Here is a 15,122-nt window from a genome sequence, read left to right on the forward strand (position 1 = left end):
CTTGCACTATATAAAACCAAGTAGGGCATTATAACTTAGCATATTATTAGAATCTATATGTTTATATACCTTAAAATCAGGTCTAATACCTTGCTCTTCTCTAGCTTCGTGAATTAATTTTACCTCTTTTGGTTTAATATTATTTATTAAATTTTCTAAATATGTGCGAAATGAAAATTCACTATTTTCATTAATAAAATCTTTACTTATATCTCTTATATTTTTAATATATTCTTTTAATTTATCCTGTGTTGTAATAATATTCACTATTAAGCTCCTTAAAATCTAAGTGGCTTACTAACTTTGATTTTATAAAAATAAAACAACCCTATCAAAAGAATTAACCCAATAACATATCCTAGCAACACGCTATCTACAAATGAAGCAATTATAAAACTAATCAAAGATACAAGTGCTACACTAGCTACATAAGGAAGCTGTGTTATAAAATGACTTTGCACAGAACAACCAGCCCCCGTAGCAGACAAAATCGTAGTATCTGATATTGGTGAGCTATGGTCACCAAACACGGCTCCAGCTAAAATTGCTGATAAACAAAGGGTTAAATTTCCTCCATTTTGGACAACAACTTCTACTCCTATTGGAATTAATATTGCAAAAGTTCCCCAACTAGTTCCTGTGCAAAAGGCTATAAAAGCCGCAATGACAAACAAGACTATAGGTATAAAAACCGTAGTATTAGATGAAAATAAATCTTTGCTTATATTTGCAAGGTAGATTCCTGTTTGCATATCATCTCTTATAACAGGACCTATTGCCCATGCTAGAATTAAGATGATAATTGCAGGAAGCATTCCTAAAAATCCTGCTTTAACAATAGGCATATAATATGAATATTTAAGATGTTTATAAGAAATTACAAAACTTACAATTAAAGTTAATAAACCTCCATAAAATAGTGAAAAAGCAGGATTTGTATTTGCTAGTATATTCATTAAAGTTGGCTCACTAGATTCTACATATCCACTATAAAATAACATACTTGAAATAGATATTATTAATACTAAAATAGGAATGATAAGTAACCAAATGGAGCTAATTTTATCATTTATATTTGCTTTTTGTATTACATCATTAACACCAATATTTACATTTTTTTGCATAGATGGAAGATTAACTTGCCAAATAATAGTCAAAAACACACAAAATAATGCAAACCACGCATAATAATTACTCCAAATGCTATTTGTTAGCAAAAATAAACTATCCCCAAAATCTTTCGGAATATTTTTATCCATAACTCCTATAATATATGCTCCCCAGCTACTAATTGGCATTAGGATACATACAGGTGCTGAAGTAGAATCTATAATATAAGCTAAACGCTCTCTACTTGATTTATTTGCGTCATTTAAAGATTTACTAATCTGCCCAACAGTTAATGCGTTAAAATAATCATCAATAAAAATAACAATTCCAGCAATAAAAGCAATAAATTCTGACCCTTGAGCACTATTTACTCTCTTATGAGCCCAACTTACAAAAGCATTAACTGCTCCAGAATAAAGAATCATTTGACTTAATACACCAAGAATTACCAAAAATCCAAATACATATATATTGCTAAAATTAATGCTTATCTTAGAATCTTCTATAGTATAAAAAATACTAGATAAATTCTTATAAACATAGATTAAAATCTCTAATGGCTTATTATAAAAAAGTAAAATTCCACCAAGCAAGATTCCACATAAAAGTGATAAAGCAACTCTTCTTGTTATAAAAACCAAAGTAATAACACAAAGTGGGACCAATAAACTTAAAGGAGAATCTGATAAATTTTCCAACACTTACACCTTAAATATTTCTTGCAATAATCAAGCTACAAAGATTACATACATATCGCTTTTTAAATTCTACCAAAAATCCTAATTCTATAAGCATTTCTCCTAGCTCTTCTAATGTAATAAAATCATCAATAGAATTAGGAAGATATTTATAAGCTTTATAGTTTTTAGAGATAAATCCACCGATAAATGGTAAAATCTTTTTAGTATAAAATAGAGCTGTTTTATCAAAAATATTTTGATTTTCTTTTTTGCTAAATTCCAAGATAACCAAGATACCATTATCTTTAAGAACTCTTTTAAATTCACTCAAAGCTAGATTTATCTCAACTACATTTCTAAGACCGTAAGCAATAGATAAAATATCTATGCTTTTATCTTTAATCTTTAATTCCTTTGCTTCAGAATTTTGCAAAACAACATTATTTGGAAGCTTTTTTCTAGCAATCTTAAGCATCTCCTCTGATGGGTCAATGCCTATAATAGAATCTATATTATCTGTATATTTAAGCCAATTTAATATCATATCACCTGTTCCACAAGCAACATCTAATATATTAAGTTTATCTTTAGTATATAAATTTAAAGCAATACTGCAAGCCTCTTTTCTCCATCTAGTATCAACGCCTAAGCTAAGAATCCTATTTGCTATATCATAACTAGATGCTATACTATTAAACATACTTATAATATCATTTTGTTTGTTCATTTAAAAAATCTTGTATAATTTTAATTTGTTCTTTCAGACGATTTACAGAACTTCCACCAAATGAATCTCTACTATTCATAGATTTTTCTAAATCTAATATTTCTTTAGCACCACATAAATTAGAATCTTGTTTTATTAATTCACTCTCATCTAATTCACTTATATCACAACCTCTAGATTCTGCATAAGCTACAACCTTACCAACTATATGATGAGCATCTCTAAAACTAATATTTTTTTTCTGCACTAAAAAATCAGCTAAATCCGTAGCGACTAAATGCCCCATTTTAGCTTTCTTTAACATAGAATCTTTATTAATTGTAATTTCTTTTAACATTGAATTTAGCACTTTTAAACATATAGTTACATTTTCAATACTATCAAAGATAGCTTCTTTATCTTCTTGCATATCTTTATTATAAGCAAGAGGAATAGCTTTCATTGTGGTTAATAAAGCGACTAGATTCCCATAAACTCTGCCTGTTTTACCGCGAAGTAATTCTGCAACATCTGGATTCTTCTTATTTGGCATAATAGAGCTTCCCGTAGCAAAAGAATCGCTTATTGTAATAAAATTAAATTCACTACTACTCCATAAAATTAACTCTTCTGCAAATCTTGAGGTATGAAGCATAATCATTGATATAGAATACAGCAAATCAATAACAAAATCTCTATCACTCACACTATCCATAGCATTAAATGTAGGTGACTTAAAGCCTAGTTTATTAGCACAAAACATCCTATCAATCTTATATGGACTTCCAGCTAAAGCTGCCGAGCCAAGAGGACAATAATCATTTCTATCATTGTCACTAACTAAACGTTCAACATCTCTTTTATACATAAAACAATATGCAAGTAAGTGAAATGCTAAACTAATTGGCTGTGCGTGTTGTAAATGTGTCATTCCAGGCATAATTGTATTGATATGCTCTTTTGCAATGCTTAATAAAGTATTAATCAAATCTAGTAGTAAAACTCTAATTTCTTCATTACTACATTTAACATATAGCTTTAAGTCTAGAGCTACTTGGTCATTTCTACTTCTTGCTGTATGGAGTTTTTTACCTACATCACCAATTAATTGAACAAGTCTTTTCTCAATTGCCATGTGTATATCTTCATCAGCAATTTTAAAATTAAACTCATTATCTTCAATTTCTTGATATATTTTATCTAAACCACCTATAATGTAGTTCTTCTCCTCAAAGCTTATAACTCCGATATTACTTAACATTTCAGCGTGAATCTTAGAGCCTATAATATCTTGTTTATAAAGCTTTTTATCAAATAATATCGAAGCATTAAATTGTTCTAGAATCTTTGCACTATTAGTGCTAAATCTACCACTCCAAAGCTTATCCAAGAAACACTCCTTTTTAGAATTTCAACACTGCACAAAAAGCAATTACAAATAAACAAATTGTGGGAAACTCATTATAGATTCTAAAAAATTTACTACTTTTATTATAAATATTGTTTTTAAGATTTTTTAAATGCCTCCCACAATCAATATGATACATTATTAAAAATAATGCAAATAATAATTTTATATGAAGCCAACCACCACTTCTAAACAAAGCAAGATTGCTAAATATCATAATAAGCCCCGTAATTACAGTAATAATAACTGAAGGAGTTCCAATAAAATAATAAAGCTTACTTTCTTGAATCTTTACCACATCAACAAAATCTTTTTTATCTTTATTTTCTATATGATATACAAATAATCTGGGTAAATAAAATAAAACTGCCATCCAAGAAACAAAAGCAACTATATGCAAAGCTTTAATATAATTATAATATTCCATAATGTAATCACCTTATTTTAAATAAGTTATAAAAATTTAGAATTATTACAAAATTTCACATAAAAACAAAATATTTACTATTAATTTTTATAGTTTGAAATAAAGCTTTGCTCTTTTATTTAAAGTTTTCTAATTCCTTTTTAAAAGCTTCTAATTTATTTAAATTAGCCTCTAGGTTAATCCTAGTCTTGCAATTATCAAAACTGATAGATAAAACATTTATTTTAAGTTTATTTGCAATATATTTTGCATAATTAGTTTGATTAAAATCTAAAATAAACTCTACATTACTTTTTGACTCATACTTTACTAACATCATATTTTCTTTAGCAGTTTTAATAACATTTAGTGTAGCATTAGTATATGACCTAACCAAGCCTCCAACTCCAAGTAATTTACCTCCAAAATATCTAACTACAATAATGCCACATTCAACTAAGTCATTTCCACGCATTACATTTAAAACAGGCACGCCCGAGCTACCTTTAGGCTCACCATCATCACTACTTGATTCTAAAAGCTGATTATTATTAAATATTCTACTAGCCCTCACAAAATGCACCGCTTTTTTATGCTCTTTTTTTAACTCTATCAATGTTTTTTCTATATCTATTTTAGGTATTAAGTAAGGCAAAAATAATGAATTATCTTTTCTATACTCACTATTTACTATGCCTTCTACTATAAACATTATGTAATTATTTTTTCAAGGTAGAAATATACTCTCCCAAAACCTCAATATCCTTATCACTTAGACCATTTGCTTGTAGATACATAATCGCCGAAGTTCCGCCTTTAGATAAAGTCTTTGCTCTATATCCTTTCATACTCTCAATTATGCTATCTCTTGATAGATTAGCTATCAAAACATTCCCAACACTTCCGGGAGCTACTTTATCACCATTTTCTCCGTGGCAAGCAATACATTTTTTATATAATTCTTGTGGAGTTTTAGTCTGTGAAGTTTGCTCTATTGTGTTGTTAAGTGCTACTGTGCTATTAGATTCTAAAGTGCTTGATATAGGATTTGAAGCATTAGAATCTACAATAGATTTGGTATCATTAGTTGATTGTTCTATATTTATTGCATTAGAATCTGCAACTTTTGTATTAGATTCTACATTAGAATCCTTATTATCACAAGCAATAAACATAAATGCTAAAGCTAATACTAGTATTTTTTTCATTATTTAGATCCTTTCATTTGTTATTCATTCACTATATAGTGCTATAAGATTTATCAATATGATATTTTCTCCATAGTTTTTTGTCAATTATACCAAGTTTTACTAGATAATTTAACACATCAATACTACAATCAACATCATCTGGCCACTCTCTCTTGTGACTTTCTAGTTCTCCTTTTTTAGTTGCATCAATTAATACAATATTATTTTGCACTAAAATATCCCTATTTGCATCAATATTATTTACAATCCTCCAAAGACACATATATAAATTATCTAGGTCATTATTAGAATCTAGAACAAAAACTATCCTAATGTGATTAGGATTAAAGGAATTGATATGTTCTAAAACTCTACTATTTTTATCAATAGTAATTAATGTGATAGGATTTTTAGTATTAATAAAATACTGCCTTAGGGCAATAATCTCATTATATTTTTGTTTAATTTGCTCCAATAAAACATCATTATCCAAAATTGTAAGATTTTTATATTTAGGAATACCATTAGTGCAATTTATGCCTAATTTACCACCCTTTGCAAAATATGGCGAAGAATGATCTAGTGCATCACAGATTCCGCTTGAAAAAAATAAATTATTAATGTCTAAGTTATTTAATATATATTCTGTAATATTTTTAGTATCTCTTAAATTTGGAGCATCTTTTGGGACAAAAATGGCATGTTTTACAAAGCTCATTTGTCCAGCACTCCAAAAACTATGCATAATTTGTTCTGCATGTGAAGGATACAAAGTATCAATTTTAGCTAGTATTAAATTATGAAACACCCCATTTTCTGGCATATAATAATCAATTAAAGCTGGTATAGTCATCCTTAAAAGAGGTAAAAAAACTCTCTCTGTTACATATCCCATATATTTATCTTCTAATGGAGGTTTTCCAACTACACTTGATAAGTAAATTGGATTTTTCTTAAGGCTAATTACACTAACTTCCATAATAGGATATGGCTCTATTGGTGTATAATATCCTGTATGGTCTCCAAAAGGTCCTTCATCTACCAATCTATCCACATCTACAAACCCTTCAATTACAATATCACTATCACTCGGCACAAATAAATCATTACTTAAGCATTTTCTAACTTTTGGACGCTTTTTTTTAATAAAACCATATAACATAAGCTCATACATTCCATAAGGAAGCGGTGCCTGACCACACCAAGTATATATTGGATCACCTCCTATTGCTATTGATACAGGCATTTTAATACCTGCTTTTTTATAATCACTAAAAAAATGATTAGAATCTTTATGTATCTGCCAATGCATTCCTAAATGATTTTTATCATATACCTGCAACCTATACATACCTAAATTTTTAATCTCTTTGTTAAGACTTTGAGTATAAACCTGACCCATAGTGATAAATCTACCACCATCTTTTTCCCAAGTTTTAGTAATAGGTAGAGAAAATAAATCAACATTTTTCCCAGTAAAACTTTTATGTGGAATATATTTTACTTTCTTAGGAAATAAATATATTAGTTTTGAGAGTGTTTTAAATTTTAAAAATAAATCTAAAAAATTTCTTGGTGCTGATAATTTTATAAAAGCTTCAATCTCTTTTGATATAAACTCACTATCTAATCCTAGAATTTCAAGCCTCTTAAAAGAGCCAAAAATATTCATCAAAACTGGTATATCAAATTTTGTATTAGTTTTCTTACATATTGGATTTGTAAAAAATAATGCTTTAGAATCTGGCTTTTTAACTTCAATATAAGCAATATGTGGAATCTCAAGCTCAATATCTAGGCTTTCGTTAATAATTTTTAATTCATTATGCTTTTTCAAAATATCTATAATAGTTTGCATAAAAAATGCCTTTAATTTAAAGATTTAAATTAAAATGTTACTTATTGTATAATAATTTTAGTAAAATTATTATACAATCGTAATCTAACATTATCTTTATAATTGAATTTTACAATATATTTGTATTTAAAAAGAGGAGAAAATATGAGTAATATTGGAAAAGTAGTAGTTATAGGAGTAGTAGGCGTTCTTAGTTATTACACCTTTATAGAAAAAAGAAACCCATTAGAACAATTTTGGAGCAATCCTGTAAAAAAAGCTAATAAAGATTATATAAAACATCAAACACGCTACGAAGCTCAAATTGCAGATAAAAATGCCTCTGTGCTTCAAGATGACCCATCTTTGAGAGCAATTACAAATAAATAAATGTCATTTAAAAATGCAATAGTTATTACAGGAGGAATTGGAAGTGGTAAAAGCACTGTCTGTAATCTCTTAAAATTATATGGTTATACTATAATTGATGCAGATAATATATCTCACTTACAACTAGAAGCTAGTAAAAACGAGGTAATTGCATATTTTGGCAGTGAGATTTTGAAAAATGGTAACATAGATAGAAAAAAGCTAGGACAAATAGTATTTAATGATAAAAACAAGCTTCAAATCTTAGAAAATATATTACACCCAAAGATTAAAGAAGAAATTTATAAAGAAACAAGAAAACTAGAATCTAATAATACAAAATACTTTATTGATATACCAATTTTCTTTGAAATGAAAGCTAAAAATAATGCTTTTGATATTTATAATATTTTATTAATTTACGCCCCAAAAGATTTACAAATAAAGCGAATAATTAAAAGAGATAATCTATCTTATGAAGATGCAGTAAAAAGGATTGAAAATCAAATTGATATTGAAGAAAAAAAGAAGTTAGCTACATACACAATAGAAAATACAGCAAGTCTAGCAGCCCTGCAAACAAATATAGAAACCTTTTTAAAGACTATATCCTAATCTAGCTCATATCCAATTTCTTTTAATAATTTCTTATCTTTACTCCAACCTTTTTTTACAACAACATCTAACTTTAAAAATACCTTTTTGTTGCTAAATTGCTCAATTTTTTTTCTAGCAAATATTCCTATATTTTTAATATTGGCTGCATCCTTTCCTATTAAAATTGGCTTTTGGCTTTCTTTTTCAACAATAATTTGTGCAAAAACCCTATCTAAATCTTCTAATTCATCAATTTTTTTAACTATCACATCACTTTGATATGGAATCTCTTTATTTACAAATTTAAAGAGAGATTCTCTAATTTTTTCTTTATAAATTTCTTTTAAATTTTGTGTGCTAATAATGTCAACATCATAAAGATAAGGGGAATGTGGAATATACTTAACTATCTCATCAAAAATAATTGATATATCTTTTATTCCCTTAAAAGAAGATATTGGGATTATTGCCTCATAAGAATTTTTATATTTTTCATACTCACTTAATTTTACTAGAATCTCATCTTTACTTAATAAATCAGCTTTACTAAGTAAAACAATGTGTTTTTTACCCTTGCTTAATGCTAAAAAATCCTCATAATAACTTAGATTATCAGTAGATGGAGACAGAAATATAGCAATATCACAATCATCTATTGCTTTTAGAGATTCTTTTAACATAAATTGGTTTAATAATTTTTGTCTATTATGGATTCCAGGGGTGTCTATAAAAATAATCTGTGCATTATTATGCATTACAATAATATTCATTCTTTTTCTAGTAGCATTGATTTTATGTGATACAAGGGCTATTTGCTCATTTATCAATACATTTAATAGAGTGCTTTTTCCAGCATTTGGGCGCCCTATTATTGCTACAAATCCAGCTTTAGTCATAAAATATTACAAAATATATCTTGTTATATCTGCACTTTGAATAATAGAATCTAATTTATCTTCTATATCCTTTTTGGTTATTATAATGCTCTCTCCACTCATTTCAGGTGCTTTAAAACTAATATCTTCCAGCACTTTTTCAACTATAGTATGAAGCCTCCTTGCTCCAATATCTTCTGTCTTTTCATTAGCAATATAGGCAAATTTAGCAATTGCCCTTAAAGCTTCTTCATCAAATTCTAATCTTAAGCCCTCTGTGCCTAGTAATAAAATATATTGCTTAATAATTGAATTTTTAGTCTGTGTTAAAATCTTATATAAATCCTCTTCGCTCAACGCATCAAGTTCCACACGAATAGGGAATCTACCCTGCAATTCCGGTATTAAATCACTAGGCTTACTGAGTTGAAAAGCACCTGCTGCAATAAATAAAATATAATCAGTTTTAATTTGTCCGTATTTAGTATCAACAATACTTCCCTCAACAATAGGCAATAAGTCTCTTTGAACACCCTCTTTGTTTGGATTCTGTCTTAGACTGCTTTCTGCACTTGCTGTTTTATCAATCTCATCAATAAATATTATCCCACTTTCTTCAGCCCTTTTTAAAGCCTCGCTCTTAAGCTCATCAATATTTGTAATATTTTCTATTGCTTCATTTTTTAGCAACTCTTTTGCTTCTTTAACGCTTGTTTTTATTTTTTTTGTTTTTTGTTGTTTTGGAAAAATCTCAACTATGCCTATATTCGGAATTGGAAATGGATTAATTGGAGCATCTGTTACTTCAATTTCAATTTCTAAATTATCAACCAATCCATCTTTTACTTTTTGTTTCATTTTATTTGATGAAATCCTATATTCTTCTTTTTTTGTCTCACTAGCAGTGTTTGGTAGAGGTGGAATTAGACTATTTGTAATTTTGCTAATTATATAATCTTCTATTTTATCAGCATTTTTTTTTCTATAATCACTTTTAATAAGATTCATTGAGGCATTAACTAAGTCTCTAACCATAGATTCTACATCTCTTCCAACAAATCCAACTTCTGTATATTTACTTGCTTCAACTTTGATAAATGGAAGTCCTAAAATTTTTGCCATTCTACGAGAAATCTCTGTTTTACCAACACCTGTATTTCCTATCATTAGAATATTTTTAGGGACAATTTCATCTTGAACTTCTTTTGGAAGCTGTATTCTTCTAAATCTATTTCTAAGGGCAATAGCAATAGCTTTTTTTGCCTTATCTTGCCCAATTATATATTCATCTAAATATTCTACAATTTCTTTTGGTGTTTTATAAGTCATTGAATCTCCAATAATTTAATATTCATATTTGTGTAAATACAAAGTTCGCCTGCTATTTGAAGTGATTGCCTCACTAATACATCTTCAGCTAATGAAGCATTTCTATCTAGTGCTCTAGCAGCAGAAAGTGCAAAATTACCGCCACTGCCAATAGCAGCAATTTTGCCATCTTCTGGCTCTACAACATCACCACTCCCACTTAATATATATATTTTAGAGCGATTAAGAACTAACATCATTGCTTCTAATTTGCGAAGATATTTATCCTTTCTCCACTCCTTGCTAAAATCAACTACTGATCTCTCTAAATCACCTCTTTTAGTTTCTAAAATATTTTCAAACATATCAAATAGACTAAAAGCATCTGCTGTGCTTCCAGCAAAACCACTTAAAATTTTCCCTTCATATAAAGAGCGAATCTTTGTGGCATTTGACTTTAATACACAATTACCAAATGTAACCTGCCCATCTCCACCAATAACAGACTTATTTACTCCCCTATATGCAAGAATTGTGGTTGCTTCAAACATAATTATTTCCTTATTCTGCTTGAATGTCAATCTTACAAACTGCGTGAATACCAAAGCCTAATTTCAAATCTAACTCATAGATTCCTGTGCTTTTAATAGGGGTTTTTAGCTCTAGAGCTTTTTTATCAATATCAATATTATGATTTTCTTTAAAGCTTTGCACAATCTCTTCTTTTGTGATTGCACCATAAAGAGAACCATTTGCACCTACTTTTTTATTTATTTTTAAAGTTAGATTCTGCAATGTTTTAGCAGTATTTTTTAAATCTTGGATTAAAGCTGCTTCCTCTTCTAATCTCTTTTTTTCTTTACTTTTATATCTATTTATTGTTTCATTTGTGGCTAATTGCCCAAAGCCTTTAGCTATCAAAAAATTCCTTCCATAGCCGTCTTTTACCTCACAAATTTGACCTGCTTTCCCTAAAGATTTTACATCTTGTAGCAATAAAACTTTCATTTTTATTCCTTAAAATTAAGATAATTAAAATTTATTGTTTTAATATATAATTGCAAAATTCTATCAAAATAAAATTTAATTTAAGGTTTGTGTTGCTAAAGAATATTTCTATAAATATAATATTTGCTATATTATTTAGTGCCTGTTCTAGCATGGGTGATATTCAAAAATTAGATGAAATGTATTATAAAAATGATGAGATTATAAGCTCATATAATTATGTTAAAAAATACTCCAATAGCGACTTTCTGTGGGCTTTTCAAAGTGGGATTTTAGCATATCAAATGGGTGATTTTGAAGAAAGTATAAATTACTTTAATATAAGTGAGCAATTTTTTGAAAATATTAGCGGTGAAACCGCTATAAATTCTACATTTAAGACATTAGCTACAATTTTAGTTAGCAATAATATCTTTGAATATAGTGGAAAATATTATGAAGCAGTGTTTATAAACTACTATAAAGCTTTAAGCGCAATATTTATTAATGACTATAAGAGTGCTAGAGTAGAATTCAATCGTGCAAATGATAGACAAAGAAGGTCTGCTGATTACTTTTCATCATATATAAATCAAGCAAAACAATCCATAGAAAAAAATAATGCTGATTTTCAAAATGAAATAAGTGGAATTGATTCTAATGAAATTTCAAAAGGTATGAACTCCATACTACTTAAAAATTACACAAATATATCATCATTTAGAGCTTATGATGGCTATATAAACCCTCTTATTCCTTATGTATCTGGGATATTTTTCTTAACACAAAACGACTTTAATAAAGCAAATGATTTATTAAGGCAATCCTATTCAATAAGCAAAAAAGAAGAAATTTTGAAAGACTTGGAGATTCTAAGCAAACGCAAAAATGGAGATAAAGCAAATTATACTTGGATTCTTATAGAAGATGGCAGAAGTCCTAAGAAATATGAATTTAGAATTGATTTTCCATTATTTTTATTTTCTAAGAATATGATATATTTAAATATAGCCTTGCCAAATCTAGATTCTGGAGAAGAGTTTTATAAAAACTATTATCTAAAGGGAGATATAGAATATAATGGATTTGAGATAAGTAGCTTACAAATGATAGTTGAGAATGAATTTAGTATTGAACTACCTTATATGATCACAACTTCGCTTATATCATCTTCATATAAAGCATATTTACAATATCTTTTATCAGAAAAAATTGGTATTTTAGGACTAATTGGTGGAGCATTGTTTAGTAAAATTACTACAAATGCAGATATTAGAAGCTCAAGGATTTTACCACTTAAATTTATAGCATTTAGAATAAAAAATAGCAAAAATAATTTTTACATATACGCAAATAATAAAATTATATATAATTTCATAATTAATAATGATTGCAAGGACTTATGCCTAAATAGTGATAATATGATTTATATTAGAGTATTTACAAATAAGGTAATTAGCCTTATTCATCACTTCAAGTAAGGAAATAGAATGAAAATTTATTTATTATGGTTTAGTATAATTTTAAGTATTTTTGCTGGCTGTTCTAATAAGGTGGAATACATATCTTTAAAAGATTCTAAAGAATACACAACCTCTGGATTGGACTATCACGATATAGAAGATGCTGCACAAAAAGGTGTGGAATCTCTACTTTCAAGCAAATATACAAAAAGCATTAATTCTAATAAACCAAAAGTATTGGCAATATCTGATGTGATAAATGACACTATGCAGCTAATTGATACAGAACAATTAACTAGAAAAGTAACAAGAGAAATGAGGAATAGTGGAAAATACATTCTAACACTAGCCATAACAGGAAATGGCGCTATGGAAGATACTATGATTAATAAAGCTAGAAATACTAGAGATAATGATGAATTTAATCAATACACCACTATTGAAAAAGGTGAGTTAATCTCACCTGAATTATCATTATCTGGAAAAATCATACAAAAAAATACAAAACTATCATCTTCAAAACAAAGAATTGATTACTATTTTTTATTAACCCTAACTGATATAAAAAGTGGATTAGTTTTATGGGATGATGAGATAAATATCATAAAGGTAGGCAGTAATAATAATGTAGCTTGGTAATTTAGCTATAATTTTAATATTAAAAAACAGGAGAAATAAAATGAAAATATTTTTGTCATTTCTAGTTGTATTATTGATAATTGGTTGTTCATCTAAAAATGGACTAAATGAAGGGGCAAGTAGTATTGAAAATTCGGCACTAGAGGCAAATAACCTAATAGGAGCACCATCTTGGGTGCTAAATGGTGGAAGTAATGGATTAAGTGCTATTGGTAGTGCTAATATATCAAAAGCTGGGCTTCAATTTGCAAGGAATGAGGCTTTAGCTATGGCAAGAGATGAACTAGCAAGAATGGTATCTGTAAAGGTTGAAGGTGTAATTAATAATGCTATCTCCCAAAGTATTGGCAATAATAGCTATAATGAAAATGTAGAAAAATATAGCGAACAAATAACAAAACAAATAGTATCTCAAACTATGATTGGCACTAAGCAAAAAGATACTTGGATTACACCTGATGGCAAACAAATATTTGTATTAGTTGAAATGGATAGTTCAATTAGTAATAAAGCAAAAGAAAGTATTATGCAAAGTATTTCTAATGAAACTATGCCTGTGCAAAAAGATAAATTTTTAAATGCGTTAGATAAAGCTCTAGGCAATGGCTTAGAATGATTAAAAAAAAATTATTTTTTTTAATCATTCTATTTACAATCATAGCTTGTAGCTCAAACCCTAAAATACAATATCCAGAGTGGTATTTAAATACCCCTAGCAATACTAATTATATATATGGCATAGGAGAAGGAGATAATCTTAAAGAAGCAAAAATAATGGCAATAGAAGATATAGCTTCTAAAATATCACTAAATATAGAATCTAGCCTTGAAATAGAAAAAAAAGCTATAGATTCTAATATATCAAATAAAATTAATAGCAATATTGGAATTAGTGTAGATGATATACAATTAGATAATGTAGAATATATCAATACAGAAGAAATAAACAATAGATTTTTTACTCAAGCTAAAATAAAAAAAGAGTTACTAACTAAAAAATTTAATGCTGATATACAAAAGCAAATAATATCAATTAAAAATATTATAAATGATATAAAAACGCTAGGTTGCAATACATACTCACCTAAAGAACAATATAAATTAAATGAACTATATTCTAAAGCAAACCAAAAGGCTAAATACATTTTAGCACTTGAAGGAAATGTGGTAGAAAAAAACATACTAAAAAATACAAAAGAAATCCTAAGTCAGTCTAGCAATGCTTATTATGTGTCTTTTGCAAAAAATGGCAATAGTAATAAATATAAAGATATAGATAATGCCTTAATGAGTGAATATAAAAAATTTTTTAATATAACTTCAAAAGATGAAACAATATACTATATTGAAAATATTTATTATATTAATAATAATGAATTAAATCTTATTATAAACATTAAAGATTGCAATGGAAATGTAGTTTTTAACACTAATCTAAAAGATAAGAATAAGAATCTAACAAGTGCAATTAATAGAATAAAAGCACAGCTATACAAAAAATTATCTACTTGGATAAAAGAATAAAATAAATTATTTATAGGAGGGGT

Annotated in this window: 18 protein-coding genes; 6 read left to right on the top strand and 12 right to left on the bottom strand. The window is 27.7% G+C overall.

Annotated features, from left to right (window positions below; translation table 11 throughout):
* Positions 1–6: 6 nt before the first annotated feature.
* The 8 genes from CQA44_RS13065 to CQA44_RS00230 form a co-directional block, all read right to left on the bottom strand.
* Positions 7–267, bottom strand: a complete 261-nt coding sequence (locus CQA44_RS13065; RefSeq protein ID WP_258864846.1) for a hypothetical protein — start codon at positions 265–267, stop codon at positions 7–9.
* Positions 268–278: 11 nt separating this feature from the next.
* Positions 279–1,811 (bottom strand): Na+/H+ antiporter NhaC family protein, encoded by a 1,533-nt coding sequence (locus CQA44_RS00200; RefSeq protein ID WP_408941365.1) that lies wholly within the window; start codon positions 1,809–1,811, stop codon positions 279–281.
* A 7-nt stretch (positions 1,812–1,818) separates the two neighbouring features.
* Complete coding sequence (gene ubiE / locus CQA44_RS00205; RefSeq protein WP_115545276.1) at positions 1,819–2,517, bottom strand: bifunctional demethylmenaquinone methyltransferase/2-methoxy-6-polyprenyl-1,4-benzoquinol methylase UbiE; 699 nt, start codon at positions 2,515–2,517, stop codon at positions 1,819–1,821.
* Positions 2,501–3,886: an argininosuccinate lyase gene (gene argH, locus CQA44_RS00210; protein ID WP_115545277.1), complete on the bottom strand. Its 1,386-nt coding sequence runs from the start codon at positions 3,884–3,886 to the stop codon at positions 2,501–2,503. The genes ubiE and argH overlap by 17 nt, the downstream gene beginning before the upstream one ends.
* 13 nt (positions 3,887–3,899) lie before the next feature.
* Positions 3,900–4,331, bottom strand: a complete 432-nt coding sequence (gene hemJ, locus CQA44_RS00215; RefSeq protein ID WP_115545278.1) for a protoporphyrinogen oxidase HemJ — start codon at positions 4,329–4,331, stop codon at positions 3,900–3,902.
* Positions 4,332–4,446: 115 nt separating this feature from the next.
* Complete coding sequence (locus CQA44_RS00220; RefSeq protein WP_115545279.1) at positions 4,447–5,022, bottom strand: YigZ family protein; 576 nt, start codon at positions 5,020–5,022, stop codon at positions 4,447–4,449.
* 7 nt (positions 5,023–5,029) lie between these two features.
* The gene (locus tag CQA44_RS00225) at positions 5,030–5,518 is read right to left on the bottom strand and encodes a c-type cytochrome (protein WP_258864847.1); all 489 of its coding nucleotides are present in this window, start codon (positions 5,516–5,518) and stop codon (positions 5,030–5,032) included.
* Between the two features lie 31 nt (positions 5,519–5,549).
* Entirely contained in the window at positions 5,550–7,358 is a 1,809-nt protein-coding gene (locus CQA44_RS00230) for a menaquinone biosynthesis decarboxylase (protein ID WP_115545280.1), read from the bottom strand.
* A gap of 144 nt (positions 7,359–7,502) precedes the next feature.
* On the opposite strand from CQA44_RS00230, the gene CQA44_RS00235 reads away from it, so the two are divergent.
* Both CQA44_RS00235 and coaE read left to right on the top strand, forming a co-directional pair.
* On the top strand, positions 7,503–7,727 hold the full coding sequence (locus CQA44_RS00235) for a hypothetical protein (RefSeq protein ID WP_115545281.1): 225 nt from the start codon (positions 7,503–7,505) through the stop codon (positions 7,725–7,727).
* Entirely contained in the window at positions 7,728–8,321 is a 594-nt protein-coding gene (coaE, locus tag CQA44_RS00240; protein ID WP_115545282.1) for a dephospho-CoA kinase, read from the top strand.
* Here the strand turns inward: coaE and era are convergent.
* From era to rplI, 4 genes are read right to left on the bottom strand one after another with little or no spacing between them, the layout of a single operon-like run.
* The gene (gene era / locus CQA44_RS00245; protein WP_115545283.1) at positions 8,318–9,199 is read right to left on the bottom strand and encodes a GTPase Era; all 882 of its coding nucleotides are present in this window, start codon (positions 9,197–9,199) and stop codon (positions 8,318–8,320) included. The two genes, coaE and era, sit on opposite strands and share 4 nt — an antisense overlap.
* Before the next feature lie 6 nt (positions 9,200–9,205).
* Entirely contained in the window at positions 9,206–10,507 is a 1,302-nt protein-coding gene (hslU, locus tag CQA44_RS00250; RefSeq protein ID WP_115545284.1) for an ATP-dependent protease ATPase subunit HslU, read from the bottom strand.
* Positions 10,504–11,037: an ATP-dependent protease subunit HslV gene (gene hslV / locus CQA44_RS00255; RefSeq protein WP_115545285.1), complete on the bottom strand. Its 534-nt coding sequence runs from the start codon at positions 11,035–11,037 to the stop codon at positions 10,504–10,506. The genes hslU and hslV overlap by 4 nt, the downstream gene beginning before the upstream one ends.
* 10 nt (positions 11,038–11,047) lie before the next feature.
* A complete protein-coding gene (rplI, locus tag CQA44_RS00260; protein ID WP_115545286.1) occupies positions 11,048–11,494 on the bottom strand; it encodes a 50S ribosomal protein L9 in 447 nt (148 codons plus the stop codon).
* Positions 11,495–11,586: 92 nt separating this feature from the next.
* Here rplI and CQA44_RS00265 point away from each other — a divergent pair, with 92 nt between their 5' ends.
* From CQA44_RS00265 to CQA44_RS00280, 4 genes are read left to right on the top strand one after another with little or no spacing between them, the layout of a single operon-like run.
* Positions 11,587–12,954, top strand: coding sequence for a hypothetical protein (locus CQA44_RS00265; protein ID WP_115545287.1), 1,368 nt, complete (start codon positions 11,587–11,589; stop codon positions 12,952–12,954).
* A gap of 9 nt (positions 12,955–12,963) precedes the next feature.
* Positions 12,964–13,575 carry a penicillin-binding protein activator LpoB gene (gene lpoB, locus CQA44_RS00270; protein ID WP_115545288.1) on the top strand — a complete coding sequence of 204 codons (612 nt, stop codon included), beginning with the start codon at positions 12,964–12,966 and terminating at the stop codon, positions 13,573–13,575.
* Between the two features lie 40 nt (positions 13,576–13,615).
* A complete protein-coding gene (locus tag CQA44_RS00275; protein ID WP_115545289.1) occupies positions 13,616–14,191 on the top strand; it encodes an LPP20 family lipoprotein in 576 nt (191 codons plus the stop codon).
* Positions 14,188–15,099 carry an LPP20 family lipoprotein gene (locus CQA44_RS00280; RefSeq protein WP_115545290.1) on the top strand — a complete coding sequence of 304 codons (912 nt, stop codon included), beginning with the start codon at positions 14,188–14,190 and terminating at the stop codon, positions 15,097–15,099. The genes CQA44_RS00275 and CQA44_RS00280 overlap by 4 nt, the downstream gene beginning before the upstream one ends.
* Positions 15,100–15,122: the final 23 nt, after the last annotated feature.

It is taken from the genome of Helicobacter sp. MIT 14-3879, assembly GCF_003364125.1.

Excerpts from the sequence above, each read along its gene's own strand:
- ubiE (WP_115545276.1), bottom strand. The coding sequence starts at position 2,517 with ATGAACAAACAAAATGATATTATAAGTATGTTTAATAGTATAGCATCT.
- hemJ (WP_115545278.1), bottom strand. The coding sequence starts at position 4,331 with ATGGAATATTATAATTATATTAAAGCTTTGCATATAGTTGCTTTTGTT.
- CQA44_RS00220 (WP_115545279.1), bottom strand. The coding sequence starts at position 5,022 with ATGTTTATAGTAGAAGGCATAGTAAATAGTGAGTATAGAAAAGATAAT.
- CQA44_RS00225 (WP_258864847.1), bottom strand. The coding sequence starts at position 5,518 with ATGAAAAAAATACTAGTATTAGCTTTAGCATTTATGTTTATTGCTTGT.
- CQA44_RS00230 (WP_115545280.1), bottom strand. The coding sequence starts at position 7,358 with ATGCAAACTATTATAGATATTTTGAAAAAGCATAATGAATTAAAAATT.
- CQA44_RS00235 (WP_115545281.1), top strand. The coding sequence starts at position 7,503 with ATGAGTAATATTGGAAAAGTAGTAGTTATAGGAGTAGTAGGCGTTCTT.
- coaE (WP_115545282.1), top strand. The coding sequence starts at position 7,728 with ATGTCATTTAAAAATGCAATAGTTATTACAGGAGGAATTGGAAGTGGT.
- era (WP_115545283.1), bottom strand. The coding sequence starts at position 9,199 with ATGACTAAAGCTGGATTTGTAGCAATAATAGGGCGCCCAAATGCTGGA.
- hslU (WP_115545284.1), bottom strand. The coding sequence starts at position 10,507 with ATGACTTATAAAACACCAAAAGAAATTGTAGAATATTTAGATGAATAT.
- hslV (WP_115545285.1), bottom strand. The coding sequence starts at position 11,037 with ATGTTTGAAGCAACCACAATTCTTGCATATAGGGGAGTAAATAAGTCT.
- rplI (WP_115545286.1), bottom strand. The coding sequence starts at position 11,494 with ATGAAAGTTTTATTGCTACAAGATGTAAAATCTTTAGGGAAAGCAGGT.
- lpoB (WP_115545288.1), top strand. The coding sequence starts at position 12,964 with ATGAAAATTTATTTATTATGGTTTAGTATAATTTTAAGTATTTTTGCT.
- CQA44_RS00275 (WP_115545289.1), top strand. The coding sequence starts at position 13,616 with ATGAAAATATTTTTGTCATTTCTAGTTGTATTATTGATAATTGGTTGT.
- CQA44_RS00280 (WP_115545290.1), top strand. The coding sequence starts at position 14,188 with ATGATTAAAAAAAAATTATTTTTTTTAATCATTCTATTTACAATCATA.